This window comes from Brevundimonas sp. GW821-FHT10A07, from assembly GCF_059415785.1.
The window spans coordinates 29,643-55,743 of record NZ_JBWKNX010000014.1 but is presented as its reverse complement, the minus strand read 5'-3'; the positions used below and the strand labels follow the sequence as shown (position 1 = coordinate 55,743).

The window sequence follows — 26,101 nt, the reverse complement described above, 5'->3', positions numbered from 1 at the left end:
GCGGCATGGCGAATGGACTGGAGACCTATAAGGCCAAGCGGGACTTCACCCGCACGCCGGAACCCGCGGGCGCCGCCAAGGCGGCGCGCAAGGGCCGGCTGACCTATCTGATCCAGCGGCACGCCGCGACACGGCTGCACTACGACTTCCGCATCGAGCATGACGGAGTGCTGAAGTCGTGGGCCGTGACAAAGGCCCCGTCGCGCGATCCGGCCGTCAAGCGCCTGGCGGTCGAGGTCGAGGATCATCCGCTCGACTATGGAAGCTTCGAGGGGACCATTCCGTCCGGCAACTATGGCGCGGGCACGGTCCAGCTGTGGGACCGGGGCGAGTGGGAGCCGCAGGAGCCGGATGTCGAGGCGGCGCTGAAGCGCGGCTCGCTGAAGATGACCCTGCACGGCGAACGTCTGAGGGGCGGCTGGGCCCTGGTGCGGCTGAAGTCGGATCGCGGCAAGCCGTCCAAACGCAACAACTGGCTGCTGATCAAGGAGAAGGACGAGGCGGCCGTGCCGGGCGAGGGCGACGCCAATATGGAGATCGACGCCTCCATCGCCACGGGCCGCAGCCTGGCGGAGATATCCGAGGGGAAGAAGGAATGGACCGCCTCTCGTCCCGTCGCGCGCAAGGGACCGGCCAAACCCAAGGCCAGATCAAGCGAGGCGACGCTGTCGAAACCGCCGGCCTTCGTGCCGATCCAGCTGTGCAAGGTCGCCGACCATCCGCCGGGCGGCGCCGGCTGGGTGCACGAGATCAAGTTCGACGGCTACCGCATCCAGGTGGCGACCGGGGGCGGGGAGGCGCGGCTCTACACCCGTCGCGGCCATGACTGGACCGACCGTTTCCCGGAACTGGCGGCGGATGCGGCGACCTGGCCCGACGGGGTGATTGACGGTGAATTGTGCGCCCTGAGCGAGGATCACACCCCCGACTTCTCCGCCCTTCAGGCGGCCATATCGGACGGCAAGACCGCCGACCTGGTCTATTTCGCCTTCGACCTGCTGCGCGAGGGTGAGGACGATCTGCGGGACCTGCCGCTGTCGCACCGCAAGGCGCGGCTGCAGGCCCATATCGACCGCGTTCCGGCTAAGGCGCGAAAGCGGCTGCGCTATGTCGATCACTTCGCCTCGACCGGGCAGGCGGTGCTGGACAGCGCCTGCCGCATGGACCTGGAAGGCGTGATCTCCAAGAAGCTGGACGCCCCCTATCGGGCGGGTCGGTCCACGACCTGGGTCAAGTCCAAATGCCGGGGCCGCGACGAGGTGGTGATCGGCGGTTGGTCGTCCGAAGGCGGGACGCGCTTCCGTTCCCTGCTGGTCGGCGTGGCGGGCGAAGGCGGGCTGCGCTACCTCGGCCGGGTCGGCACGGGCTACGCCGCCCCCTTGCTGAAGACCCTGCTGCCGGCCCTGAAGGATGCGGCGGCCGACGTCTCTCCGTTCGCGGGCAGGGGCGCACCGCGCGGCGGCAAGGAGATTCACTGGGTCCGGCCGATCCTGGTCGCCGAACTGGAACATGGCGGGATGACCGAAGGCGGTTCGTTGCGCCACGCGGCCTTCAAGGGGCTGCGCGAGGACAAGTCGGCGCGTGACGTCACGGACGATCCGCAACCGCCTGCGCCCGCCAATCCGGCCGGTCGCAAGACGACCGGCTCAGGCAGCGCGTCGGGCAAGGTGGTCGTCGCCGGCGTCACCCTGTCCCATCCCGACAAGATCCTGTGGCCGGCGCTGGATGGTCGCCCCGCCATCACCAAGGCGGATCTGGCGCGCTATTACGAAGCGGCGGCCGAGCGGATATTGCCCCATATCGCCGACCGCCCCGTCTCGATCATCCGCGCTCCGGACGGCATCGGCGGCGAGACCTTCTTTCAGCGCCACGCGATGGCGGGGTCCAATCCGCGCCTCAAGCTGATCGATGTGAAGGCGCGCCATCCCTATGTGGCCGTGACCGATGTCGGCGGCCTGGTCGCCGTGGCCCAGTCGGGCGGACTGGAACTGCACCCCTGGGGCTGTCGACCGGGCGATCCCGAGACGCCGGAGCAGGTCACCTTCGACCTCGATCCCGACGAGGGTCTGGATTTCGCGGCCGTCATCGCTGCGGCCAAGACCGTCAAGGCCCAGCTGGAAAAACGAGGCCTGCATGCCTTCGTCAAGACGACCGGGGGCAAGGGGCTGCATGTCGTCGTGCCGATCCGTTCCGACGGCCGCAGCCGCATCGAATGGGACCAGTGCAAGGCCTTCGCCAAGGCGATCGCGGAAGAGGTGCGCCGCGCCGAGCCCGACCGGTTCACCACCACCCTGGCCAAGAAGGCGCGGGGCGGGAAGATCTTCATCGACTATCTGCGCAACGGCCGCATGGCCACGGCGGTGGCCCCCTGGTCCGTGCGCGCCCGGCCCGGCGCGGGGATCGCCTTTCCCCTGTCCTGGGGCCAGGTCCGGGCGGGGCTGGACCCCAAGGCCTTCACCCTGCACGACGCGCCCGCCCTGCTGAAGAAGCCCGACCCGTGGAAGGATTTCCGCGCCGGCGAGGTCAGCCTGCGCCCGGTGCTGAAGGCGATGGGGCTGTAGGCGGCCCCGTCAGGCGGCCTTCTTGCGCGAGGCCGGCTTCTTCTTCGCCGGCGCCTTGGCGGTCTTCTTCGCCGCCGGCTTGGTCCCACCCGCAGCGCCCTTCAGGCTGTTGCGCAGGGCCTCCATCAGGTCGATCACATTGGTGTCGTCGGGCTCGGGCGCCTCGATCACGTCCTTGCCGCCCTTCTGCTTGGCCTGGATCATCTCGCGCAGGGCGTCGTCGTAGCGGTCCTTGAAGGTGGTCGGATCGAAGTCGGTCTGTTTCTGGGCGATGATCCGGCTGGCGATATCGACCATGTCCTTGTCGGGCTTCACCGCCGGGATGTCGTCGAAATAGTCGTCGGCGTCGCGCACCTCGTCATGCGCCCGCAGCGAATAGGCCACCAGTCCCTTGCCCCGCACCTCAAGCGCCAGCTGGCGCTCACGACCCCGCAGAACCAGGGTTCCGATGGCGATCTTGCCGGCGGCCTTCATGGCGTCGCGGATGACGGCGAAGGCCTCGGCCCCGACGCCCTTCTCGGGCACCACATAGAAGGGATCGTCCCAGTACAGACGATCGATCTCGTCCTCGTCCACGAAGCTGTCGATGCAGATGGTTCGGGTCGTCTCCAGCTTGACCTTGTCGAAGTCGGCGTCGTCGAACAGGACATATTCGTCCTTGGACACCTCATAGCCCTTGACCAGGTCCGAGCGTTCGATGGGGCCGGTGTCCGGGTCGGTGGCGACCATGCGGATGCGGTTGTTGGTGTCCGGATTGATCAGGTGGAAACTGACATGGGCGCTGGACGAGGTGGCGGTGTAGAGGGCGACCGGGCAGGTCACCAGCGACAGTTTCAGATGTCCCTGCCAGGTGGGGCGTGCGGCCATGGTCGTCTCCCTGCGTCGTTTCGTTGGGCCTAACGCCGCACGGTCGCTACAGTTTCCCGGCCAGGGCGGCCCGGACGCGATCTTGCTAGGGGGCGGACCAGCCCTGGACCCTGACGACGGCCGTGCGGGGGTTCGCGTCGAAACGAAAATAGGCCTTGGCCTCGCCGTGGCCGGGCACATAGTCCAACGTCGCCGTGGCGGTCTGATCGCCCAGCACCGCCTCGATTTTCACGGCTGCGGCGGTCTCGTCTCCGTCGTTCGTCACCTGGACCATGGCGACATGGCCCGCCGCCGTGGCCTCGATCTCGACGATGCGAGCCCTGAGCATGGGCGGCGCGCTGGGCTGCAAACCCTCCCAGACCATGACGCTGATGGCCGCAACCGTCACGGCTCCGCCCAGGGCGGCCATGCTCCACTGCAACACGGGTCGCTTCGGGTGGGTCGAATTCGTGTTCATGGCTCAGACCAACAGGCGGGCCGCAGCCGCGCCGATGGAGGCTGGAAAGCCCAGGACGATCATGATGTGCAGAACCCCGCCGAGCGCGTGTCCGTCCGTTCGGCCAAAGACGAACAGGACAAACAGACTGACCCCCAGGGCGACGGCGTAGCCGGGCAGGGTGAAATACAGGAAGGCCTCGACGGGGCGATCCGCTTCTTCCTGTCCCGCGAAACCGGCCTTGAAGACGATCAGGTGCAGCAGCAGGACGGACAGGGCGATCAGGCCCAGCGCATGGACGGTGGTGGTCTTGTAGGCGATCAGGATCATCTCTTCGGTCGGCGCGACATTGAGGGCGAAGAACAGGGCCCCTGCCGCCATCAGGAACAGTTCGCCGACATAGGAGGCCTGCGCCTCCTTCGTATCGCCCTTTCCGTCGCCACTGAGTTGCTTGCGGGCCAGGAGGGCGCCCATGGCGCCCGGCAGAGCCTGGAGCGTGACCATGCCCAGGGCTTCGCGCGGCGATGCGTTCCAGTCCGCCACGCCGAACAGGATCAACAGCACCGAGGCGGTGATGAAACCGACCGCCAGGGCGACGGCCGTGTCCAGCAGGTCGTTGCGCAGCCCCCGCCGGTCTGAAAATCCGGCGTAGTGGGCCAGGCCGTAAAGCAGCGGCAGTCCGGCGCCGACGAACAGCAGCAGTCGCCACCGGTCCATCGCTGTCCCCGCCTCCCACATCTCCATCGTCATCAGCAGGGGAATGCTGAACACGAGGGCCCCGGCGAACGCCCGTCCGAGGTCCCGGAGGTAGTGGCGCTCGAGACCTGGATTGATGAGGGCGGCGAGGATCATCGGACGGTCAACGCAGGGTCCGGACGGCGAGCCGGCCCTGGCGGTGGTTGGGGATGACCACGGCGCGGCCGTCGACATGTCGGATCGAAAGATCGACCAGGGCGTCGCCGACCTTCAACCCGGTGATCTTCAACCGTTCAAGCCCGGTGGGCAGGAAGGGGTCCGCAATGTCTATGGTTCCGGTCCAGGCGTCGATGGACAGGCCCAGCGAGGCCTGAAGCATCAGGAAGACTGACCCCGCCGCCCAAGCCTGGGGCAGGCAGGCGACCGGATAGGCGATGGGCGGTTCGCCCGGCTCGCGCGGGAAGCCGCAGAACAGTTCCGGCAGGCGCAGATGGAAATGGGCGGCGGCGGCGTAGATTTCGGCCAGGATCTGGGCGACCGCCTCGCGCTCTCCGTAATTGGCCATGCCGGCGGCGGCCATGGCTGTGTCGTGCGGCCAGACCGAACCGTTGTGATAGCTCATCGGATTGAACCGGGCCTGGCCCAGCTCGAGCGTGCGGATGCCCCAGCCGGTGCGGAACTCGGCCGACAACAGGCGTTTCGTCACCCGCCGCGCCCGCTCGACCGACGGCAGGCCGGTGAACAGCAGATGGCCGGCGTTCGAGGCGATGGCGCGGCACTGTTCCCCGTCGCCGTCCAGGGCGACGGCGTAGAAGCCCTCGTCCTCCATCCAGTACTTGTCCTCGACCAGGGCGCGGACCTGTTCGGCCCGGTCACGCCATCCGGGGGCGCGATCGTCGCCCAGCCGTTCGCCCAGATCGCCCAGGGCGCGCCAGGCGGCGAAGGCGTAACCCTGGACCTCCAGCAGGGCGATGGGGCCCTTGGGGAAACGGCCGTCGGCGTGGAAGATGGCGTCCTCGGAATCCTTCCAGCCCTGGTTCGACAGGCCGGTCTCGGCCCCGCGCTGATAGTCGATCAGCCCGTCGTCATTGCTGTCGCCATAGTCGCGCATCCAGTCGGCGGCGGCGATCAGGTTCGGCCACAGCGCGCGGATCAGATCCAGGTCGCCGGTGCGGCTGGCGTAGGCGCCGGCCAGGGCGATGAACAGGCAGGTCGTATCGACGCCGCCGTAATAGAGGCCGAACGGCACCTCGTGCAGGGCGCTCATCTCGCCGCCTCGCGTCTCGTGCATTATCTTGCCGGGTTGGCTGTCCTGGAACAGCGAGGTCTCGGTCGCCTGGCGCGAGGCCAGATAGGTCAGGACGCCCTTGGCCAGGGACGGGTCCAGCCACAGCATCTGCCAGGCGGCGATGATGCCGTCGCGGCCGAACGGGGTCGAGAACCAGGGCGTGCCGGCATAGGGATAGGGGCCGGTCGGCAGGTCGGTGGTCAGCAGGGCCATGTCCGCGCGCGACTGATCCAGCCAGTCATTGAACCGCGGGCTGCGCGGCCCCCGCACCGAGGCGCCGCGGCGGCGTTTGGCGCGCATGGCCAGACGGGCCTGGACGGCGTTCTCGCGCCAGCGCCGCGCGTCCGGGGTCTCGCAGGAATCGACGCCGCATTCGATGAACAGGTCCATGGACCGGCCCTTGGGCAGGCTGAACATGAACTCGGCGCGCTGATGGGTCAGGCGGGCCGGCGGCTCGGAAAAGGCCAGGCAGCTGGAGCGTTCGACCTTGTCCAGGCCGACATAGCGGAAGGTGACGCGACGCCCGTCGGTGGTCGGGGTGTGGACGGTCCCGCGTTTGGCCCGGTGCGTGCCGCGCACCTGGAAGATGTCGTGGAAATCCGCGCTGAAGTCGAAGGCCAGCGGCAGCAGGATGTCTTCGATCCCGTGATTGACCATCCGGATGCGTTCGAACATTCGCCGCCCCCACAGGAAGCGGCGCCGTTCGATGTGCAGCACCCCGGCCGGCGCCGAACGCCCGCCCATCGGGGGCAGGGGGCGGTTGGTGGTGTGGCAGGAGAAGAAGACATTGTCCTGGCTGACGCCGGAAGACAGTCGCGACGGCTTCAGCAGCCCGACCGTCATGGTCCAGCGCGACAGGACGCGGGTGTCTCCTGCGAACAGGCCGTCGGCTCCGCCCCTCATGTCGCCCCACCCGTCGGCGACCAGGAAGGTGTCGCCCTCCTTGAGCGCCATCAGCTGTTCGAGACCGGAAGCCTCGACGGAATCGCCCGCCGTCAGCTGGGTGGTGTAGGCGTCGTCCATACAGTCTCTTCCCCGTCCGTTCGTGAGGCTTGTCCCGAACCTATCCTGCCCGAATGCGGCCTTGAGGAGCCGCTTGCAGGATCAAATGGCGCAGACGGCGGAGGGTTCACCTCCGCCGCCCTGTTTCCTCGGAAATCAGTGGAGCGCTTTCAGGCGAGGGCGGCGAAGCTGCGATCTTCTCCAAGCGGCCGCAGCGGCTTCATCACGTCGTTGGAGGCGGCCTCGGCGAAGGGACGGCGCGCCAGGAGATCGCCGTAGACGTCCAGATAGCGGCGCGCCATGGCCGTGGCCGAGAAGCGCAGGTCGAACCGCGCCCGCACGGTTTCGCGGTCCAGCAGATGCGCCCGGCCGGCGGCGGCGACGGCCTGTTCCAGGGAGTCCACCAGGAAGCCGGTCGCCCCGTCCTCGATGATCTCGGGCGTCGAGCCGCAGCGGAAGGCGACGACAGGCGTACCGCAGGCCATGGCCTCGATCATCACCAGGCCGAAGGGTTCGGGCCAGTCGATGGGGAACAGAAGCGCGTCGGCTCCGCCCAGGAAGGCGGACTTCTGATGGTCGCCGATCTCGCCGATGAATTCGATCAGGGGATTGCCCTCGATCAGCGGGCGGATGGTCTCTTCCCAATACCGTTTGTCCGCGGCGTCCACCTTGGCGGCCATCTTCAGGCGTTTGCCCAGTCGGGTCGCGATCTCGATGGCGCGATCCGGCCGCTTCTCGGGCGATATGCGGCCCAGGAAGGCCAGATAGCCCTCGGACTTCGGCGAGAACAGATACTGCTCACCCGGCATGCCGTGGTGGACTGTGGCCGTCCAGTTGGCGAACTGGAGCGGTTTGCGCTGGTCGTCCGATATCGAAATCAGGCCGAACTCGTTCCACCGCGCATAGACGCCGGGCAGATCCTTCATGTCCAGACGCCCGTGCAGTGTGGTCACGGTCTTGTCTGCATAGGGCCGGAACAGCGGAAAATGGATCATGTCGGTGTGGAAGTGGATGACGTCGAACTCGTCCACCCGGTCCAGCACTTCGCCCAGCATGGACAGGTGGGCGGCGAGGTCGGATTTCAGGGACGCCGGGTCCAGGCGGATGGCCTGGTCGCGCACCGGCACCAGTCGCGCCTTGGTCTGGGCGTCGGCGCTGGCGAACAGGGTGACGTCGTGGCCCAGGTCCATCAGGGCGTCGGTCAGATGCGCCACGACGCGCTCGGTTCCGCCGTAGAGCTTCGGAGGAACGGCCTCGTAAAGCGGGGTGACCTGCGCGATCTTCATGATGTTTGCTCCGACCCGTTCAGCCGGGCCGAACACATCAATGTTCCGAGAAGGTTCCAGTTCCTTTCCTGGATGGAAATTCTTTAGAGGTTCCGGTGGCTTATGATCAGGAGGCGGTCCTGGTTATGTACGAATTCGCTCAGTTGCGCCGCCTGTCCGCGCGGCCATCCAGATCCAATCCCCATCTGCGGGTTTCGTCACCGGCAGCGCGCCTTTATAGCGGGGACGCGACGGCCTTGCGTGTCGCTGACGGGGGGCTCTGCGAAGCGTCCCCTCGGCGATGAACCGTAAAGCGGCTCGCGTGTTGATTACGCCGCCCCCAAGGTCGGGAGGCAGGAAAGGTAAGCGATTGACTGGATCAGGATCCGACGGCGCGCATCGCCCTGATCGGGGCCCTGATCGGGTCAGCCTGGACGCCGAGCGGATCGAGGCGGAGGTGCTGGGGCTCGACGACAGCACCGATCCCTTCGTCAATGCGGTCCGCGCGACCCGCATGCCCATGGTCATCACCAATCCGCGCCGGCCCGACAATCCGGTCGTGTTTGCGAACGAGGCCTTCTGCCGGCTGACCGGCTACGCCCGCGAGGAGATCCTCGGACGCAACTGCCGCTTCCTGCAGGGGCCGGAGACCGATCCCGAAGCGGTCAGCCGCATTCGCGCCGCCGTCGATGCGGCCCGGCCGATCGAGATCGACATCCGCAATCACCGCAAGGACGGCGTCCCGTTCTGGAATCGCCTCCTTATGGCGCCGGTGTTCGACGGGAACGGCGTGCTGGCCTATTTCTTCGCCAGCCAGGTCGATGTCACGATCGAGCGCGAGCGGCTCGCAGGACTTCAGACGGACAAGGCCGTGCTGAAGGCCGAACTGGATGCGCGCGAGCGCGTGGACCACGAACGCGACCGGGAACTGGATCTGGCCATGCGGGCCGGCGGGTTGGGGGCCTGGAGCGTCGATGTCCGAACCCGGACCCTGATGGCCTCCGACGCCTACAAGACCCTGATGGGCTGGCCGGTCGAGACGCCCTTCACCTACGAAGACCGCCAGAAGATGATCCATCCCGACGACCGGGAGGCGGTGCGCGCGCAGAGCGATGCGACGATCCAGGACGGCGCGGACTATCATATCACCCACCGCGTCATCACGCCCCTGGGCGGCGTGCGCTGGATGGAGGCCCGGGGGATACTGGTGTCGGACGCCGAGGGCGCTCCGCTGCGCATCTCGGGGGTCACGACCGACATCACCGATCGGGTGCGGTCCGAACGCCTGAGTTCGGCCATGGTGGAGCTGTCGGACGTCCTGCGCGATCTCGAGGATCCCGAGGACATCACCTATGCCGCCGCCGAGATTCTGGGCCGGACGCTCGAGGTCAGCCGCGCCGGCTTCGGCATCGTGGACCAGGACGACGAAACCATCACCATCGCCCGCGAATGGACCGCGCCGGGGGTCGAAACCATCGCGGGCGTCCTGAACTTCCGGGACTATGGTTCCTATGTCGAGGATCTGAAGCGCGGCGAAACCGTCGCCTTCGCCGATGCGCGTGAGGATCCGCGCACATGCGAAAACGCCGCCATGCTGGAGGGCCTCACGGCGCGCGCCGTGGTCAACATGCCCCTGACGGAACAGGGAGGCATGGTCGCCCTGGCCTATCTGAGCCACGCCTCCGTGCGCATTTGGCAGGAGGACGAGATCCGGTTCCTCCGGGACGTCGGCGAACGCACCCTGGCGGCGCGGGAGCGTCGTCGGGCCGAGCGGCATCTCGCCAGGCTGGCGGCGTCGCTGGAGCGGACGGTGGAGCAGCGCACCGCCGAACTGATGGCCAGCGAGGCCGCGCTTCGCCAGTCGCAGAAGATGGAGGCCGTCGGCCAGCTGACCGGCGGCATAGCACACGACTTCAACAACCTGCTGACCGGCGTCAGCGGCAGTCTGGAAATCGTGGCCAAGCGTCTGGCCGAGGGGCGCGGCTCCGAGGTGGGACGGTTCATCGCGGCGGCCCAGGCGGCCGCCCAGCGGGCGACGGCCCTGACCCATCGCCTCCTGGCCTTTTCACGGCGTCAGACGCTGGAGCCCAAGGCCACGGACGTCGAGACCCTGGCGCGCGGCATGGAGGATCTGATCCGACAGACCATTGGCCCGGCCATTCGGCTGGAAACCCGATATCAGGCCGGGACATGGCCGGTGCTGGTCGATCCGGGACAGCTGGAGAATGCGCTTCTCAACCTGTGCATCAACGCCCGCGACGCCATGCCCGACGGAGGGCGGCTGACCATCGAGACGGACAATTTCGTGCTGGATCGCGCGCAGGCGGGGGACTTCGGCCTGCCCAGCGGAGACTATGTCCGCCTCAGCGTCACCGATACCGGCGTCGGCATGAACGAGGAGGTCATCGCCCGGGCCTTCGATCCCTTCTTCACCACCAAGCCGATCGGTCAGGGCACGGGCCTGGGGCTGTCGATGATCTATGGCTTCGTCCAGCAGTCGGGCGGCCAGGTCCGGATTCGGTCCGCGCCGGGGCAGGGCGCCGCCATCGGCCTCTATCTGCCGCGCCACCATGGCCAGGTCGAGCTCGGTCAGACGGTCGACGAACCCGCGCCGTCGGGCGCGCCACGACGGCGCTATACCGTGCTGATCGTCGACGACGAGGCCACGATCCGCATGCTGGTGTCGGAAGGCCTGTCCGAACTCGGCTATGACTTCATCGAAGCCGAGGACGCGCGGGCGGGACTGGCGGTCCTGGGTTCGGGGCGGGTGATCGATCTCCTGATCACCGACGTCGGCTTGCCGGGCGGGATGAACGGCCGCCAGCTCGCGGACGCCGCGCGGGCGCGGCAGCCGGGGCTCAAGGTGTTGTTCATCACCGGCTATGCCGAGACGTCGGTCCTCAGCGGAGGCGATCTGGAGGCCGGCATGCGGATCCTGACCAAGCCGTTCGAACTGAAGCAACTGGCGCAGCGCGTGGAGACGATCCTCTCGGAGGACTGACCCGTGCGGGACGCGGCATGGTCGCCTGCGTCAGAATTCTTCCCATTCGTTCGCCGGGGCCGAAGTCGCCAGGGCGGCTGAACCGACCTGACGGAAGGCGCGTGCCAGAGCGCGGGGTGCGGGACGTTCCACCCGGCTTTCCGTCTGCTCCGTTCTCCGGCCGCCGTCCTGCGTGACCCGGAACCGGGTGACCAAAGACGCCAGCCTTTGCCCTTCCTGGGTCAGATTGTGGCTGGCGGCCGTCGACTCCTCGACCATGGCCGCATTCTGTTGCGTGACCTGATCCATCTGATTCACCGCCGTATTGACCTGGTGAAGGGCGGTCGACTGCTCCTGGGTGGAGGCCGTGATCTCGACCATCAGTTGGTCGATCTCCATCACGCGGCTGACGATGGAAGACAGGGCGTCGCCCGTCTCGCCGACCAGATCGACCCCGGACTTCACCTGGACCGAGGAGGCGGTGATCAGGGACTTGATCTCCTTGGCCGCGTCCGCAGAACGCTGGGCCAGGGCGCGTACTTCCGAAGCGACGACCGCAAAGCCGCGTCCGGCCTCCCCGGCGCGGGCGGCCTCGACGCCGGCGTTCAGGGCCAGAAGATTGGTCTGGAAGGCGATCTCGTCGATCACGCCGATGATCAGGCTGATCTTTTCGGCGGAGGTTTCGATCGCGCTCATGGCTTTGACGGCGCGTTCGACGATGTCCTTCGACTTTTCCGCGGCGACCCGCGAGGTCTCGACGACGGTCGCCGCCTGGGTCGCGCCCTCGGCGGTCTTCTTCACCGTGGCGGTTATCTGATCCAGGGCGGCGGCGGTTTCTTCCAGAGTGGCCGCCTGCTGCTCGGTGCGGCGAGACAGGTCGTCGGCGGCCTCGCTGATCTCTCCGGCGCCGGCCTGCATGGCTTCGGTATTGCCGGAAATTTCCGCCATGGCTGCGTCCAGTTGCGTCATGGCCGTATTGAAGTCGGCCTTCAGCCGGGCGTAGCTGCCGGGGAAATCCGCATGGATGCGTGTCGTCAGATCCCCCTCGGCCAGGGCGGTCAGGGCCTCGGCGGTGGCCTGAACGACCCGGGTCTGTTCGGCCTCGGCCAGGGCGCGTTTCTCGTCCGCCTCCCGCCGTCCGTCCTCGGCGGCCTCGAGGTAAAGCGAGATGACGAAATCCATGTCCAGCAGGGCCGCCTTGACCACGCTGGCCAGGGCGGCGCCCAGGGCGTCGCCTTTGTCCTTGCGGCCGAACAGGCTGCGCTTGCCGTCGTCCGCCTTGACGATGGCCTTGATCAGCCCCTCCAGCACCAGGGCGTAGCCGCCGATGTACCAGCGCGGCTCCAGGCCGATCCGGGCGTGGGTCCGGCCGATTCGTCGGACGCCCTCGACATAGTCAGGGGTGAAGTCCCCCGATGCGATCAGGGACCAGTGTTTGGCCTGGGCGCTCTTGGCCCCGGAGATATGGGTCTCGCTGTTGAAGAAATGCGCGACATCGGGCGTCGCGCGCACCTGATCGTAGAAGGCGTCGAGGGTCTGGGACAGGGCGGCCTCAACGACCGGACGCGTGTCGGCCAAAGCGGCGCGCGCCTCATCATCCAGCTTCAGGAACGCAAGCCGTTCCTGAAGATCCATATTTTCCGACATCTTGGTACTCCAGACCTGGGAGCACAGTCTTGCATTAACCCTAAGCCATGGTTGAACATTGTTGGGGGTTGGAACAGTTCCGCGCTGCAACAACAACCCCTGCGGGACGCTCAGGCAGCCTTTGATTTTGCGGATCGGGCGAGGGTTTCAGCTATGACTTCGAGAAGCGGGTTTACGACCCGCAGGGCTTCGGCGGCCTGGGGCGTGAGGGCTTCGGCGAGCCGGCCGTAATCCGCCCGCCGACGGTCCAGTCGTCGGCCGCCCGCCGCCGTGAGCGCCAGCATTGTCACGCGCCGATCGGTCGGGTGCGGCCTCCGGCTGACCAGATCGCCTTTGACGAGTGTGTCGACCAGGCGCGAGACCGTGCCCGCCGGCAGGCTGACCGACTCGGCCAGAGCGCATTGCCGCAACCCTCGACGTCCGGCGGCCTCGACGATCTGCAGCGCCTGAACAGCCGGTCCGGCCAGGTCGTCGTCGCTCAGAAGACGATCAAGCATCTGGTCCATCTGCTGGATCCGGGCGTCCAGACCGATCAGTGCGACTGCGTTCTCATCGACCGTAGTCAAACGTTCCGCTGTGATGATTCCACGATGGCCCATGGATTTGTTCTAATCCTGCTGATCCAACTTTCAATAGGACTGAAAGTCCCTATTGCGGCGCACGCTCTGAGATTGAATGGCGCTCCCACGAATACCGAAGATTTCTGAAAATCTGAGCGTCGGATCGTCGTGTGATCAAGCCTTGCACGGGGTTTGATACGATCAACCGCGATGTCGATTGGCCTCTAGACTGTCGCATCCGTATTCATCCGCGTTGACGAACTGAGCGCGGACTCTGTCCCAGTCGTCAGTTTCGGCGACGCCCGGGTTCAACTTGGGGCGTTTACGCCCCCCGGACGCGTCGCCTTGCGTGGAAAGATCGTGGACATTGGCGTTCAGTGTGAACGCGAAGCCCGCGCCCCCAAGCGCGCTCGGGACAAGTTCTATGACGCCGCCATGCGCCTCTACGATCGTGCGGCAGATCGAGAGGCCCAGTCCCATTCCGCCGGACTTGCTGCTGACGAGGGGGTCGAAAAGCTTGCCGGCCATGTCCGCCGGCACGCCGGGACCGTTGTCGCTGACGAGAATCTGATAGCCCTGCGACGTCTGCCGTCCTGAGATCTCCACCCTGCGCGGGACGTCGTTCGGGGGCGCCTCCATGGCGTTTCGGGCCAGATTGAGGATGACTTGCTGAAGCTGAACGCGGTCGCAGTAGGTATAGGCGGCCGGGTCGATCCGGCTGGAGATTTCCGCCTTCGTTTCGCGGGCATGGCTGACGAGAATGGGCATGATCTCTTCGATCACCTCGGCGACCTGCTCGCGCGCCTGATAGCGCTTCTCGTGGATCATCAACGCGCGAAGACGCAGGATGATGTCGGCCGCGCGTTTCACCTGGGCTCGCGCCGCCGCCATGAGTTCGGGGGCGTTCGCCGTGTTCGGACCCGGCTTTTTCACGGCCGTCTCCGCGGCGGCCAGATAGTTGATGGCCGCAGACAGGGGCTGATTGACCTCGTGCGCCACCATGGAGGCCATTTCCCCCAACGAACTCAGTCGCCAGTTGTGAATGATCTGGAGTTTCACTTCCAGAAGTGCGGTTTCCGCAGTGACGGCGGTGGTCATGTCTTGAATGAAGAGAGTCACGAACTTGCCGTTGCGGGCTGAGAACCGCGCGGCCTGGACGTCGACGAAGGCGTGAACGCCGTCATGCCGCCGCGCCCGCCACAGAGGATCCTCCCCGGCGTTTCGGGCGCGCGCATTGAGGTCTTCGACCCATGTCGGGGACTGCAGATCCGCCCTGTCGAAACCCTCGATCAGATCGCTGATGGCCGCCGCGTTCGGCGGGGTCAGAGGGCGGCCGAAGAACCGATCCGCCGTCGCGTTCGCGCAACAGACGAAACCCGCCTCATCCAGCGCGATGATCGCCATGGGCGCATCCGACAATATGCTCTCAGCAAAGGCCTCCACTGGTCGTCTCCCACCCCGTTCGCCGTTGACGCCTCGCCTCTGTGGGGAGTTTCACGTCTCTTGTGGCGAATTTGACATAATTAAGTCTACTCAAATTGACCGGGGAAAGCAAAAATAAGACCTTAGTATTAGCCTGGGCTGGTGACTTGACAGTCAATAGCACTGCGGCGGACGTGGTTGTTATTATGTACAACCTGATTTCGATTATTAATGACTGTGTCCGGATTCGAACATTTCGGGTCCCGCAGCGGTGAGGCTGGGGTGGCTCCGTCAAGGGCTTTCATTTCGTCTTTGGGGCTGCAAGAGGCCGATCCTGCCTGCTATGACGGGGGCAATAGCAATAAGCACATAGGGAATCTCAGGTATGGTGCGCGACATTCGCCACTTCATCGACGGCATGGCCTTCGATGGGGCCTCCGGCCGTTTCGGCGACGTCTTCGACCCCAATACGGGTCAGGTTCAGGCCCGCGTCCAACTGGCCACGACGGCCGAGGTCGATCGCGCCGTCCAGGCCGCTCAGAACGCCTTCGACGGCTGGGCCAGCACCAATCCCCAGCGCCGCGCCCGCGTCATGTTCGACTTCAAACGCCTGGTCGAGGCGCGGATGGACGAACTGGCCGAACTGCTCAGCAGCGAGCACGGCAAGGTCATCGCGGACTCCAGGGGCGACATCCAGCGCGGGCTGGAAGTGATCGAGTTCGCCTGCGGCATCCCTCACGCGCTGAAGGGCGAATACACCCAAGGGGCCGGCCCCGGCATCGACGTCTATTCGATGCGCCAGCCGCTGGGCGTGGTGGCGGGCATCACGCCGTTCAACTTCCCCGGCATGATCCCGATGTGGATGTTCGGGGTGGCCATCGCGGTCGGCAACACCTTCGTGCTGAAGCCGTCGGAACGGGATCCGTCCCTGCCGGTGCGTCTGGCCGAACTGATGCTGGAGGCCGGGGCGCCCAACGGCGTGCTGAACGTGGTGCATGGCGACAAGACGGCGGTCGACGCCATCCTGACCCATCCGCTGGTCCACGCCGTCAGCTTCGTCGGCTCGTCCGACATCGCCCACTATGTCTATCAGACCGGCGCCGCCAACCATAAGCGGGTCCAGGCCATGGGCGGGGCCAAGAACCACGGCATCGTCCTGCCCGACGCCGACATGGCCCAGGTGGTCAAGGACCTGACCGGCGCCGCCTTCGGCTCGGCCGGCGAACGGTGCATGGCCCTGCCGGTGGTCGTGCCGGTCGGCAAGAAGACCGCTGACGAACTGCGCGAGCGACTGGTCGCCGAAATCCCCAGCCTGAAGGTCGGCGTCTCCACCGATAGCGAGGCCCACTACGGTCCCGTCGTCACCCAGACCCACAAGGACCGCGTTCTGGGCTGGATCGAAAAAGGCGTGCAGGAAGGCGCCGAACTGGTCGTCGATGGCCGCGACTTCAGCCTGCAGGGGCACGAGAAGGGCTATTTCATCGGCCCGTCGCTGTTCGACCATGTGAAGCCCGAGATGTCGTCCTATCAGGAGGAGATCTTCGGGCCCGTGCTGCAGATCGTCCGCGCCGAGACCTTCGAGGAGGCGCTGGCCCTGCCGTCGAACCACCAGTACGGCAACGGCGTCGCCATCTTCACCCAGAACGGCCGTGCGGCCCGCGACTTCGCCGCCCGGGTCAATGTCGGCATGGTCGGCATCAATGTGCCGATCCCGGTGCCGGTCGCCTATCACACCTTCGGCGGCTGGAAGCGCTCGGCCTTCGGCGACATCAACCAGCACGGCATGGAGGGCGTCCGCTTCTGGACCAAGACCAAGACCGTGACGGCGCGGTGGCCCGACAGTGCGCTGGAGCATTCGGACAGTTCGTTCGTCATCCCGACGATGCGCTGACCTCAACTGCCGTCACCCTCGGGCTTGACCCGAGGGTCGGATTGTCCGCGGCTTGTGCGATGACGCGGACGCACAGACGCCTCCGCCTCCGATCCTCGGGTCAAGCCCGAGGATGACGGGGAGGGGCGGGGAGTGACAAGATATGGACTTCGCCCTTACCGACGACCAGCGCGCCATTCAGGACGCGGCGCGCGCCTTCGCCGACGCCGAGCTGGCGCCCCACTCCGCCCGTTGGGACGAGGAGAAACACTTCCCCGTCGATGTGATGAAACAGGCGGCCGAGATGGGCTTCTGCGGCATCTATACGGCTGAGGAACACGGCGGCATGGCGCTGGGCCGGGTCGAGGCGGCCGTGATCTTCGAGGAGCTGTCGCGCGGCGACGTGGCGACGGCGGCCTTCATCTCGATCCACAATATGGCGACCTGGATGATCGACCGGTTCGGATCGGACGCTCTGCGCGCCCGGTTCGTGCCCGATCTGGTCGGCATGGAAAAGATCGCCTCCTACTGCCTGACCGAGCCGGGCTCCGGCTCCGACGCGGCGGCGCTGCGGACCACGGCGGTGCGCGACGGCGACCACTATGTGCTGAACGGATCCAAGGCCTTCATCTCGGGTGCGGGAACCAGCGACCTCTATGTCGTCATGGTCCGCACGGGCGGGGAGGGGGCCAAGGGGATCAGCGCCCTGGTGGTCGAGGCCGGGACGTCCGGCCTGTCGTTCGGGGCCCAGGAGCGGAAAATGGGCTGGAACGCCCAGCCGACCGCCATCGTCCAGTTCGACGACTGCCGCGTGCCGGCCGCCAATCTGCTGGGCGAGGAGGGGGCGGGCTTCCGCTACGCCATGGCGGGCCTGGACGGCGGGCGGCTGAACATCGCCGCCTGTTCTCTGGGCGGCGCGCGTCTGGCGCTGGAAACGGCCCAGGATTACGTCGCCACCCGCAAACAGTTCGGTCGTCCGATCGGCGAATTCCAGGCCCTTCAGTTCCGCCTGGCGGACATGGCGACGGATCTGGAGGCGGCGCGCCTGATGGTGCTGCGCGGGGCCTGGGCCATCGACACCGACCATCCGGAAAAGACGAAGTGGTGCGCCATGGCCAAGCGGCTGGCTACCGACGCCTGTTTCCAGATCGCCGACGAGGCGCTGCAGTTGCACGGCGGCTACGGCTATCTGAAGGACTATCCGCTGGAACGGATCGTGCGCGACCTGCGGGTCCACCGCATCCTGGAGGGGACCAACGAGATCATGCGGGTGATCATCGCGCGGGAGATGGCGCGGGGATGATGGCGGTCGGCGCCACGATCTGTTATTCTGACCAGAATTCTGATCAGGATTTCGGCCATGCGTTCCATCGGGGTTCTCGAAGCCAAGACGTCGCTGTCGTCCTTGCTGGACGAGGTCCAGACCTCGGGCGAGACCATCGTCATCACCCGGCACGGGCGACCGGTGGCGCGTCTGACGCCCGAGCCGCGTCGTCGCCGACTGTCCGGCGCCGAACTGGCCGCACGGTCTCAGGCCTTTATGGCCGGGCAGGCGGCGGATGCCGATTGGGCGCGAATGAGCTGGGACGAACTGAAGGCGATCGCGCGCGATGAAGACCCTGGTCGTTGACGCCTCGGCGGCGGCGTCCTGGCTGCTGGCCAGCCAATCCACGGCTCCCGCGCGTCGTCTGTTGGCGGCGCTCGACGACTATGAACTGATCGCGCCCGATGTCTTCCAGTGGGAGGTGGCCAATCTGTTGGTGCGCCAGGCGCGACGCGACGCGGGGTTCGACCTGTCTGAAGCTTTTGTGCGGTTGGACGAGTACGAGATCGGTCTGGCGCCGGCCCTGTCCGCTCGCGAGGTGCGTCGGATCGCCCTTCTGGCCCAGGGGCGGGGTTTGAGCCTGTTCGACGCGGCCTATCTGTGGCTGACGCTCGAAAGGGACGCCGGCCTGGCGTCGCGCGACGCCGATCTGCTGAAGGCTGCAGCAGCCGCCGGGCAGGATGTTGTTGATCTCAGGGAGAAGGACCTTTCATGACCGAACCCGAAATCATCGCCCGCGTCGAAAACGGCGTCGGCCGTATCAGCCTGAACCGGCCCAAGGCGATACACGCCCTGAACCGGGCGATGTGCGAGGCGATGACCGAGGCCCTGCTGGCCTGGCGTGAGGACGCTGCGGTGCAGTCGGTGTTGATCGACCATGCCGGCGAGCGCGGCTTCTGCGCCGGGGGCGACATCCGCATGATCGCCGAGAGCGGGGCGGGGGATGCGTCCGAGGCCAAGGCCTTCTTCCTGGCGGAATACCGGCTGAACCACCTGATGTTCGACTATCCCAAGCCGATCACGGCCATTGTGGATGGGATTGTCATGGGCGGCGGCGTCGGGATTTCGGAGCCGGCGGACATCCGCATCGCCACCGACAGGACCACCTACGCCATGCCGGAGACGGGCATCGGCCTGTTCCCTGATGTCGGGGGCGGCTGGTTCCTGCCGCGCCTGCCGGGACAGACGGGGGCCTGGCTGGCGCTGACGGGCGCGCGGCTGAAGGCGGCGGATACGGTGGAGCTTGGGATCCACACCCACTTTGTGCCGGCTATCGACATCGACGGCTTCAAGGCGGCGCTGCTGGCGAACCCGGGGGACCCGCTGGAGGAGGCGAACCGCTGGGTCTGCCCGACCGAGCCGGAAGAGGCGCCCCTGAACCCCCATCGCGAGGCCATCGACCGGCTGTTCGCCTTCGACACGGTCGAGGAAATCTTCTCGGCGCTGGACGCCGAAGGCTCCGACTGGGCGTCGGCCCAGCTGGCGATCCTGAAGACCAAGTCGCCGCAGTCGCTGAAGGTCACGCTGCGCCAGTTGCGCGCCGGCGCCGCCCTGACATCCTTCACCGACAATATGGCCATGGAATACGCGCTGGGCGGTCGGGTGGTGCGGACCCATGACTTCCAAGAAGGGGTGCGGGCCGTGATCGTCGACAAGGATAATGCGCCCCAGTGGTCCCCGGCGGACCTGTCGGGCGTTACCGATGCGACGCTGGACGCGCTGTTCGCGCCGCTGCCGGACAATGAAAAATGGACGCCCCTCGACAGATAGGGACGCCGACACAGGGAGAGAGACCATGACCAAGATCGCCTTCATCGGCCTGGGCAATATGGGCGGCGGCATGGCCGCGAACCAGGCGAAGGCCGGCCATTCGGTCGCCGCCTTCGATCTGGGCGCGGCGGCGCTGGAGCGGGCGTCGGCGGCGGGCTGCGCGCCTGCGGCCTCGGTCGCCGAGGCTGTGTGCGACGCCGAGGTGGTCATCACCATGCTGCCCGCCGGCCCCCATGTGCACAAGGTCTATGCCGAGCAGATCATCGGCGCGGCGCCGTCCAGCGCCCTGCTGCTGGACTGTTCGACCATCGATGTGGAGACGGCGCGCAAGGTGGCGGGGCTGGCGCGGGACGCCGGCTACGCCTTCGCTGACGCGCCGGTGTCAGGGGGAACGGCGGCAGCCGATGCCGGAACCCTGGCCTTCATGGTCGGTTGCGACGAAGGCGATTTCGCCCGTGTCGAGGCCGCGCTGGAACCCATGAGCCGCATCACCATCCGGGCCGGCGACCACGGGGCGGGGCAGGCGGCCAAGATCTGCAACAACATGCTGCTGGGCGTCTCCATGCTGGGCACGTGCGAGGCGATCGCCCTGGCCGAGAAACTGGGTCTGGAGCCGGAGCGGTTCTTCGAGATCGCGTCCAAATCCTCGGGCCAGTGCTGGAGCGTGACCAGCTATTATCCCTGGCCCGGCCCGGTGCCGACTGCGCCGTCGAACCGCGACTATCAGGGCGGGTTCGCCACGGCCATGATGCTGAAGGATCTGAAACTGGCCCAGGAGGCGGCGGCCAAATCGGGCGCCTCCACCCCTCTGGGGGCCCAGGCCGAGGCGATGTACGCGCTGTTCGACGGTCTGGGCCACGGGGGCCGGGACTTTTCCGCCATGCTCCAGATGCTGCGCGGACGGCTGGCGGATCTGGACGCCGGATGATCCGACGCAGCCCCGAGATCGTAAGCCATGGTCTCAAGGGGCGGACTTCCTCTATGAGACGCCTCTTCCCCTCCGCACTGGACCGTCCCGCCTCATGATCGCATCGCCGCCCCGGATCGGAGGTCTGGACGTCCAGAGCTGGGGCGATCCCCAGGATCCGGTCGTCCTGCTGATCGGCGCGCCCCAGGGTCTCTCGCCCGATTGGCGGCGGTGGGTGCGGGCCCTGGTCGAGGCCGGGCGGCACGTCCTGCTGGCCGACGCTCTGGAAGCGGGCGACGAAGCGGCCGGCCTGCGCCGCCTGCTGACCGACATCTCGTCGCGGCCCGCCATCCTGTGTTCGGCCCAGACCCTGGCCGCCGTCGTCCCGGCCCTGGTCGTCACCGGCCCGGCCCTGGCCAGTTGCCTGATCGTGGCGGGCGAGGCGCCGGTCGAGGCGACCGCGCCGCTGGACGGCCTGCCGATCCTGACGCTGGATCCCGACGCCCCCGCCGATCCGGGCGAGACGGCCGACGCCGTCATCCTGGCCTTCCTGGAACGCCAGGCCCCGCGCGAGGCCCTGTATTACCAGGCCGGTTCCGATCCCCGCACCCTGCGCGACGCCCTGGGCTGTTTCGCCACCGGGGTGACGGTGGTGACGACCCTGGATGAGGCGGGGCAGCCGGTGGGCCTGACGGCCAACTCCTTCTCCTCGGTGTCGCTGGATCCGCCGCTGATCCTGTTCTGCCTGGCCCGCAGTTCGTCCAATCTGGAGCGGTTCCAGCGGGCGGCGCATTTCGCCATCAATGTGCTGCACATCGGCCAGCAGCCGATGTCGGGCGCCTTCGCCCGGTCCTCGGCGGAACGGTTCGACGGCGTCGCCTGGGAGACCTGGGACACCGGCGCGCCGATCCTGTCCGGCTCGCTGGCCAGTTTCGAATGCGCGACCCATCAGGTGGTCGAGGCCGGGGACCATCTGGTCTTCATCGGCCGGGTCACGCGCGCCCGGTTCGAGCCGCGCCGCGACCCGCTGCTCTATTTCCGGGGCCGCTACCGTCGACTTCACTTCGCCTGATTGCAGCAGGGCGCCCGGTTCACATCGGGCGGTCGGATCGCTATCTCAGAGCCCAAAGCAAGAGGAAACCCGCCATGTCCGCCGATCCCGTCGTCATCGTCTCCTACGCCCGCACGCCCATGGGCGGTTTCCAGGGCGCGCTGTCCGACGCCAAGTCCACCGACCTGGGCGCGACGGCGGTGAAGGCGGCGCTCGAGCGAGCCGGCCTGGACCCGAACAAGGTCGAGCAGATCATCATGGGCTGCGTCTTGCCCGCCGGCCTGGGCCAGGCGCCGGCGCGTCAGGCCGGGATGGGCGCGGGCCTGCCGATCTCGACCGAGGCGACCACGATCAACAAGATGTGCGGCTCGGGCATGCAGGCCGCGATGATGGCGCACGACGCCCTGCTGGCCGGATCCGCAGAGGTGATCGTGGCGGGGGGCATGGAGTCGATGACCAATGCGCCCTATCTGATGCAGAAGCACCGGGGCGGCGCCCGGATCGGCCACGACGTCATCTCCGACAGCATGTATCTGGACGGGCTGGAAGACGCCTATGAACCGGGCAAGCTGATGGGCCAGTTCGCCGAGGACACGGCCAAGGCCTATCAGTTCACCCGCGAACAGCAGGACGCCTATGCGACCGAAAGCGCCGGTCGCGCCAAACGCGCCCAGGACAGCGGCGATTTCGACGCCGAGATCACGCCGGTCGAGGTGAAGACCCGCAAGGGCGTGGTTGTGGTCGATCGCGATGAACAGCCGACCAAGTCCGACCCGTCCAAGATCCCCAATCTGAAGCCCGCCTTCGGCAAGGACGGCACGATCACCGCCGCCTCGGCCGCCTCGATCTCGGACGGCGCCGCAGCCCTGGTCATGATGCGCCAATCGACGGCCCAGGCCCTGGGCCTGACGCCGATCGCCCGCGTCGTCGCCCAGGCCGCGCACGCCCATGAACCCAGCCTGTTCACCACCGCGCCGGTCTTCGCCCTGAAGAAGGCGCTGGCGAAGGCGGGCTGGACGGCCGACGACGTCGATCTATGGGAGGTCAACGAGGCCTTCGCCATCGTGCCGATGATCGCCATGCAGGAGCTGGGCGTCCCGCATGACAAGATCAACGTCAACGGCGGCGCCTGCGCCCTGGGACACCCGCTGGGCGCCTCGGGCGCGCGGGTCCTGACGACCCTGCTGTCGGCGCTCAAGGCGCGCGGCAAGACCAGGGGCATGGCCGCCCTGTGCATCGGCGGTGGCGAGGCCACCGCCATGGGCGTCGAACTGATCTGAGGCGAAACCTGTTTTTCGATCTCGGTCACGCGCGTCAGAAGTCATCGACGTGGACGGACGACGACAGCGACAGCCGCCCTCACTCCACGCTCGGCTGCCCTACCCCTGAGCCTGTGCCGCGAGCCTGACCGCAGCAGGCCGACCCGCTGCGCGACTTGAAAGCTGCGCGGCTCCGCCTGTTCAGCGTTCAGCCAGGCTGGCGTCCGCACCCGGCATGACGCCGCTCGCCCGGGCCGGCGCCGCTTCCAGAATTTCCGTCACAGGTTGAAGCGTGTCGCGGGCCTGGCGCGCCAGGGCCAGAACGGCGGGCGGCGCGTCGTCGGGGCTCTCGGCCACGAGGTCCATCAGGCTTTCAGCCAACTGCATCAGACGCGGCGCGGCGGCGATCAGCCGGGACTGGAATTCAATGCGCTGGGGGTCGCGGTCATATTCGGCGCCGGGCACGCGCCAGCCGCCCCAGTCGGCCGTGTCAGTGACGACGACGGGATAGGTGCCGGGCTGGGGGTGGTGCAGGCAGTCCTCTTCCGCCTGCCACTTGTTGCGGGCCCGCAGCACGCGCCAGTCGCCGACCTCGGCCCCGGCGGCGTCCGCGGCGGCCATCATCAGTTCGGCGGCGGCGAACTCACGTCCCAGGCCGACGTCGTAGGTGACGCGCACCGGCTCGTCGAAACCCTTGGCCCAGACCGGCTGAACCTTCTCGATGGTGGCCCAGGCGCCCACGCACTCGACCCAGACCTTCTGACCCTTCTGGAACTGCGCGCGCGCCATTCTGATCTCCCACCGTTCAGGGTGCAGAATGGCAGGCGCCGGTTAGCGCGTGGTGAGGGGGGAGGGTTAACGCGAGATGCTCTCCAGCGTCTCGCCGGCGTATTTCTCCTTCACCCGGGTCGACAGGTCGCCCAACGAGATGACCCCGACGACGCGGCCATGCTTGTCCACCACAGGCGCGCGGCGAATCTGGCGCGACCCCATCAGGTCCAGCACGGATTTCAGGTCGTCGGTGTCCAGCACCGTCTGCGGGTCGCGGGTGATGTATTCGACCACAGGCGCGGACGGGGCGGCGCCGGCCGCCAGGGCGCGCACGACGATGTCGCGGTCGGTGATGGCGCCGATCAACTGGTCGCCGTCGGCCACGGGCACGAAGCCGAAATCCCCCTTGGCCATCCGGGCGGCGACCTCCTGAAGCGTGTCGCCGGGGCGGGCGAGGTGGACATCCTTGGTCATGACGTCGCGGATCTTCATGGCGGTCTCCTGTGGTGTAGCGTCGCCGTGAAAACCCGCCGCGCACGGCGGGGTTCCGCCGCCGTGCGCCCGCTCGGCGCCGCTCGGCCTTAAGGCGTGCGGCGTTCAGGCAGGTCCTTGGCCGCGCGCACCAACTGGACGAACTCGGCCCGGTCGCCCCAGGGATCCTCGCCGCGCGCGCCCTGGGCCTGGGCCAGCACCTGATCCCAGCCGTAGTCAGCGCTCATCCACGGGTCGTTGCGGAGCTTCTGGCCGAACGCGGCGACGGCCAGGGCCCAGCGTGTGGCCTCGGGCGGCTGGGCGCCGACGGCGCGGCTGGTCAGAGGCTGCTGGATCAGTTCCGACCGGCTGCCGCCCGGCTGTTTGTAGCGGACCTGGATGAAGCCGATCTCGCCGTTCGGATCGCCGCCGCCGACACCGATCCGGTTGTCGGGATAGCGGCGCTCGGGAACCTGGGTCGGGCCGCCGACGGGGGTGATCTCGTACAGGGCCGTGACGCTGGCCCCCGATCCGACCTCGCCTGCGTCGATGCGGTCGTTGGCGAAGTCCGCCTCGTTCAGAAGGCGGGTCTCGTAGCCGATCAGCCGCCATTCGGCGACGCGGGCGGGATTGAACTCGACCTGGATCTTGACGTCGTCGGCGATGGGGAAGGCGCCCTTGTCGAACATCGGGCCGAACAGGCGCCGCGCGTCGCGCAGATCCCCGACATAGGCCGCAACCCCATTGCCCGCCTGGGCGATGGTCTGCATCCGGGCGTCCTGGTAGTTGCCGCGTCCGAAGCCATAGACCGACAGATAGACGCCGGTTCCGCGCTTTTCGGCGACATAGTCTTCCAGCCGCTTGTTGTCGGTGACGCCGACGTTGAAGTCGCCGTCGGTGAACATCAGGATGCGGTTGACCTTGTCACGGGCGAAACTGGCCTGGGCCTGGTCATAGGCGTTGGTCATGCCGGTCGCGCCGGCCGTGCCGCCCGAGGCGCGAAGGCTGGCGACGGCGCAGCGCATTTTCAGCTTCTGGTCGCCGGGCGTGGGCTGCAGGGTCGTGCCCGCACCCTCGGCGTAATAGGTGACCGACAGGGTGTCCTGTGGCCGCAACCGGTCGATGGCCAGGTTCATCGCCTGTTTGGCCAGGTCCAGCTTGTCCGGGCTGCGCATCGAGCCCGAGACATCAACCAGGAAGGTCAGGTTCAGCGGCCGCTGCTCGCCCTGCGGGAGCTCATAACCCTGCAAGCCGATGTGGACGATCTGGCGGCCGTCTGCCCAGGGCGAAGCGGCGACCGCGGTGGTGATGGCAAAAGGCTGAGCCTGGGAGGTCGGGCGGGCGTAGCCATAGTCGAAGGCGTTGATCAGCTCCTCGACCCGCACCGCGTCCGCCGGAGGGCTGCGGCCCTCGTCGATGAAGCGGCGGACATTGGAATAGGCGGCCGTGTCCACGTCGATCGAGAAGGTGGAGACCGGCTGGTCCGCCGTCCGCTTGACCGGATTGGGCGTGGCGTCGGGATAGGTTTCGGTGTCGGACGGGGCTGGGGCGCCGGGCATGATGCGCGATCCGGTCACGACCACGGCGTTGAGCGGAGCCTGCCCCGGTGCGGCGGCGACCACCGCCGGACGCATGGGTGCTGGCGGGGCCGGCGGCGGGGGAGGAGGAGGAGGTGGCGGTGGCGGAGGCACGCCCTCGATGCGGCTCTGCGTCGGGGCCGGGATCGGCGTCGGCCGGACGGGGCTGGTCAGATGTTGCATCGGTTCGCCCGGCGGGGACAGGACGAAGCCCAAGGGCGCACAGGCGGCCGGCGTGGCCTCGCCGTCCAATGACGGGCGTTGGGGCTGGGCCAGGGCGAAGGTGGGAACCGCGAAGGGCGGCGCCGCGACGGACAGGCCCAGGGTGGCGGCGACGGCGATCCTGACGAGACGCGGCATGGCTTCCTCCGGTTGTT

21 protein-coding genes are annotated in these 26,101 nt (G+C 67.5%); 10 read left to right on the top strand and 11 right to left on the bottom strand.

Annotated features, from left to right (window positions below; all coding sequences use genetic code 11):
- The first annotated feature begins 5 nt into the window (after positions 1-5).
- On the top strand, positions 6-2,561 hold the full coding sequence (gene ligD / locus AC07NC_RS12610; RefSeq protein ID WP_494569756.1) for a DNA ligase D: 2,556 nt from the start codon (positions 6-8) through the stop codon (positions 2,559-2,561).
- Between the two features lie 9 nt (positions 2,562-2,570).
- On the opposite strand, the gene ku is transcribed toward ligD, so the two are convergent.
- The 5 genes from ku to AC07NC_RS12585 all read right to left on the bottom strand — a co-directional run bounded on the left by ku (position 2,571) and on the right by AC07NC_RS12585 (position 8,136).
- The gene (ku, locus tag AC07NC_RS12605) at positions 2,571-3,428 is read right to left on the bottom strand and encodes a non-homologous end joining protein Ku (protein ID WP_008261522.1); all 858 of its coding nucleotides are present in this window, start codon (positions 3,426-3,428) and stop codon (positions 2,571-2,573) included.
- A gap of 85 nt (positions 3,429-3,513) precedes the next feature.
- Entirely contained in the window at positions 3,514-3,885 is a 372-nt protein-coding gene (locus tag AC07NC_RS12600) for a hypothetical protein (RefSeq protein ID WP_154725736.1), read from the bottom strand.
- A 3-nt stretch (positions 3,886-3,888) separates the two neighbouring features.
- Positions 3,889-4,716 (bottom strand): TIGR02587 family membrane protein, encoded by an 828-nt coding sequence (locus AC07NC_RS12595; protein WP_492072688.1) that lies wholly within the window; start codon positions 4,714-4,716, stop codon positions 3,889-3,891.
- Positions 4,717-4,723: 7 nt separating this feature from the next.
- A complete protein-coding gene (locus AC07NC_RS12590; RefSeq protein WP_494569755.1) occupies positions 4,724-6,871 on the bottom strand; it encodes an amylo-alpha-1,6-glucosidase in 2,148 nt (715 codons plus the stop codon).
- A 149-nt stretch (positions 6,872-7,020) separates the two neighbouring features.
- A complete protein-coding gene (locus tag AC07NC_RS12585) occupies positions 7,021-8,136 on the bottom strand; it encodes a glycosyltransferase family 4 protein (protein WP_494569754.1) in 1,116 nt (371 codons plus the stop codon).
- 349 nt (positions 8,137-8,485) lie between these two features.
- On the opposite strand from AC07NC_RS12585, the gene AC07NC_RS12580 reads away from it, so the two are divergent.
- Positions 8,486-11,116 carry a PAS domain-containing protein gene (locus tag AC07NC_RS12580; protein ID WP_494569753.1) on the top strand — a complete coding sequence of 877 codons (2,631 nt, stop codon included), beginning with the start codon at positions 8,486-8,488 and terminating at the stop codon, positions 11,114-11,116.
- 30 nt (positions 11,117-11,146) lie between these two features.
- Here AC07NC_RS12580 and AC07NC_RS12575 read toward each other — a convergent pair whose 3' ends face one another.
- From AC07NC_RS12575 to AC07NC_RS12565, 3 genes are all read right to left on the bottom strand, one after another.
- Entirely contained in the window at positions 11,147-12,742 is a 1,596-nt protein-coding gene (locus AC07NC_RS12575; protein ID WP_494569752.1) for a methyl-accepting chemotaxis protein, read from the bottom strand.
- A 110-nt stretch (positions 12,743-12,852) separates the two neighbouring features.
- On the bottom strand, positions 12,853-13,341 hold the full coding sequence (locus AC07NC_RS12570) for a MarR family winged helix-turn-helix transcriptional regulator (protein WP_494569751.1): 489 nt from the start codon (positions 13,339-13,341) through the stop codon (positions 12,853-12,855).
- Between the two features lie 162 nt (positions 13,342-13,503).
- A complete protein-coding gene (locus tag AC07NC_RS12565; protein WP_494569750.1) occupies positions 13,504-14,706 on the bottom strand; it encodes a sensor histidine kinase in 1,203 nt (400 codons plus the stop codon).
- Positions 14,707-15,109: 403 nt separating this feature from the next.
- Here AC07NC_RS12565 and AC07NC_RS12560 point away from each other — a divergent pair, with 403 nt between their 5' ends.
- The 8 genes from AC07NC_RS12560 to AC07NC_RS12525 all read left to right on the top strand — a co-directional run bounded on the left by AC07NC_RS12560 (position 15,110) and on the right by AC07NC_RS12525 (position 22,926).
- Positions 15,110-16,615 carry a CoA-acylating methylmalonate-semialdehyde dehydrogenase gene (locus AC07NC_RS12560; protein ID WP_494569749.1) on the top strand — a complete coding sequence of 502 codons (1,506 nt, stop codon included), beginning with the start codon at positions 15,110-15,112 and terminating at the stop codon, positions 16,613-16,615.
- Positions 16,616-16,757: 142 nt separating this feature from the next.
- Positions 16,758-17,897 carry an isobutyryl-CoA dehydrogenase gene (locus tag AC07NC_RS12555; protein ID WP_494569748.1) on the top strand — a complete coding sequence of 380 codons (1,140 nt, stop codon included), beginning with the start codon at positions 16,758-16,760 and terminating at the stop codon, positions 17,895-17,897.
- 57 nt (positions 17,898-17,954) lie between these two features.
- Positions 17,955-18,224: a type II toxin-antitoxin system Phd/YefM family antitoxin gene (locus AC07NC_RS12550; RefSeq protein WP_035306346.1), complete on the top strand. Its 270-nt coding sequence runs from the start codon at positions 17,955-17,957 to the stop codon at positions 18,222-18,224.
- Positions 18,205-18,633, top strand: coding sequence for a PIN domain-containing protein (locus AC07NC_RS12545; protein ID WP_426026531.1), 429 nt, complete (start codon positions 18,205-18,207; stop codon positions 18,631-18,633). Before AC07NC_RS12550 ends, AC07NC_RS12545 begins: the two co-directional genes overlap by 20 nt.
- Entirely contained in the window at positions 18,630-19,688 is a 1,059-nt protein-coding gene (locus tag AC07NC_RS12540; RefSeq protein WP_494569747.1) for an enoyl-CoA hydratase/isomerase family protein, read from the top strand. The genes AC07NC_RS12545 and AC07NC_RS12540 overlap by 4 nt, the downstream gene beginning before the upstream one ends.
- Positions 19,689-19,713: 25 nt before the next feature.
- The gene (mmsB, locus tag AC07NC_RS12535; protein ID WP_494569746.1) at positions 19,714-20,616 is read left to right on the top strand and encodes a 3-hydroxyisobutyrate dehydrogenase; all 903 of its coding nucleotides are present in this window, start codon (positions 19,714-19,716) and stop codon (positions 20,614-20,616) included.
- Positions 20,617-20,710: 94 nt separating this feature from the next.
- Positions 20,711-21,667: a flavin reductase family protein gene (locus AC07NC_RS12530; protein WP_008264121.1), complete on the top strand. Its 957-nt coding sequence runs from the start codon at positions 20,711-20,713 to the stop codon at positions 21,665-21,667.
- Positions 21,668-21,741: 74 nt separating this feature from the next.
- A complete protein-coding gene (locus AC07NC_RS12525; RefSeq protein ID WP_494569745.1) occupies positions 21,742-22,926 on the top strand; it encodes an acetyl-CoA C-acyltransferase in 1,185 nt (394 codons plus the stop codon).
- 180 nt (positions 22,927-23,106) lie between these two features.
- On the opposite strand, the gene AC07NC_RS12520 is transcribed toward AC07NC_RS12525, so the two are convergent.
- The 3 genes from AC07NC_RS12520 to AC07NC_RS12510 form a co-directional block, all read right to left on the bottom strand.
- Entirely contained in the window at positions 23,107-23,694 is a 588-nt protein-coding gene (locus AC07NC_RS12520; RefSeq protein ID WP_008261883.1) for a hypothetical protein, read from the bottom strand.
- 66 nt (positions 23,695-23,760) lie between these two features.
- A complete protein-coding gene (locus AC07NC_RS12515; RefSeq protein WP_494569744.1) occupies positions 23,761-24,168 on the bottom strand; it encodes a CBS domain-containing protein in 408 nt (135 codons plus the stop codon).
- Positions 24,169-24,257: 89 nt separating this feature from the next.
- Complete coding sequence (locus tag AC07NC_RS12510) at positions 24,258-26,084, bottom strand: vWA domain-containing protein (protein ID WP_494569743.1); 1,827 nt, start codon at positions 26,082-26,084, stop codon at positions 24,258-24,260.
- Positions 26,085-26,101 lie beyond the last annotated feature (17 nt).

Bases quoted from the DNA above. Each gene is read 5' to 3' on its own strand.
- AC07NC_RS12590 (WP_494569755.1), bottom strand. From the start codon at position 6,871: ATGGACGACGCCTACACCACCCAGCTGACGGCGGGCGATTCCGTCGAG.
- AC07NC_RS12560 (WP_494569749.1), top strand. From the start codon at position 15,110: ATGGTGCGCGACATTCGCCACTTCATCGACGGCATGGCCTTCGATGGG.
- AC07NC_RS12565 (WP_494569750.1), bottom strand. From the start codon at position 14,706: ATGGCGATCATCGCGCTGGATGAGGCGGGTTTCGTCTGTTGCGCGAAC.
- AC07NC_RS12555 (WP_494569748.1), top strand. From the start codon at position 16,758: ATGGACTTCGCCCTTACCGACGACCAGCGCGCCATTCAGGACGCGGCG.
- AC07NC_RS12550 (WP_035306346.1), top strand. From the start codon at position 17,955: ATGCGTTCCATCGGGGTTCTCGAAGCCAAGACGTCGCTGTCGTCCTTG.
- AC07NC_RS12575 (WP_494569752.1), bottom strand. From the start codon at position 12,742: ATGTCGGAAAATATGGATCTTCAGGAACGGCTTGCGTTCCTGAAGCTG.
- AC07NC_RS12515 (WP_494569744.1), bottom strand. From the start codon at position 24,168: ATGAAGATCCGCGACGTCATGACCAAGGATGTCCACCTCGCCCGCCCC.
- AC07NC_RS12540 (WP_494569747.1), top strand. From the start codon at position 18,630: ATGACCGAACCCGAAATCATCGCCCGCGTCGAAAACGGCGTCGGCCGT.
- AC07NC_RS12525 (WP_494569745.1), top strand. From the start codon at position 21,742: ATGTCCGCCGATCCCGTCGTCATCGTCTCCTACGCCCGCACGCCCATG.
- AC07NC_RS12545 (WP_426026531.1), top strand. From the start codon at position 18,205: ATGAAGACCCTGGTCGTTGACGCCTCGGCGGCGGCGTCCTGGCTGCTG.
- AC07NC_RS12585 (WP_494569754.1), bottom strand. From the start codon at position 8,136: ATGAAGATCGCGCAGGTCACCCCGCTTTACGAGGCCGTTCCTCCGAAG.
- AC07NC_RS12530 (WP_008264121.1), top strand. From the start codon at position 20,711: ATGATCGCATCGCCGCCCCGGATCGGAGGTCTGGACGTCCAGAGCTGG.
- AC07NC_RS12600 (WP_154725736.1), bottom strand. From the start codon at position 3,885: ATGAACACGAATTCGACCCACCCGAAGCGACCCGTGTTGCAGTGGAGC.
- ligD (WP_494569756.1), top strand. From the start codon at position 6: ATGGCGAATGGACTGGAGACCTATAAGGCCAAGCGGGACTTCACCCGC.
- AC07NC_RS12570 (WP_494569751.1), bottom strand. From the start codon at position 13,341: ATGGGCCATCGTGGAATCATCACAGCGGAACGTTTGACTACGGTCGAT.
- ku (WP_008261522.1), bottom strand. From the start codon at position 3,428: ATGGCCGCACGCCCCACCTGGCAGGGACATCTGAAACTGTCGCTGGTG.
- AC07NC_RS12520 (WP_008261883.1), bottom strand. From the start codon at position 23,694: ATGGCGCGCGCGCAGTTCCAGAAGGGTCAGAAGGTCTGGGTCGAGTGC.
- AC07NC_RS12595 (WP_492072688.1), bottom strand. From the start codon at position 4,716: ATGATCCTCGCCGCCCTCATCAATCCAGGTCTCGAGCGCCACTACCTC.
- AC07NC_RS12510 (WP_494569743.1), bottom strand. From the start codon at position 26,084: ATGCCGCGTCTCGTCAGGATCGCCGTCGCCGCCACCCTGGGCCTGTCC.
- mmsB (WP_494569746.1), top strand. From the start codon at position 19,714: ATGACCAAGATCGCCTTCATCGGCCTGGGCAATATGGGCGGCGGCATG.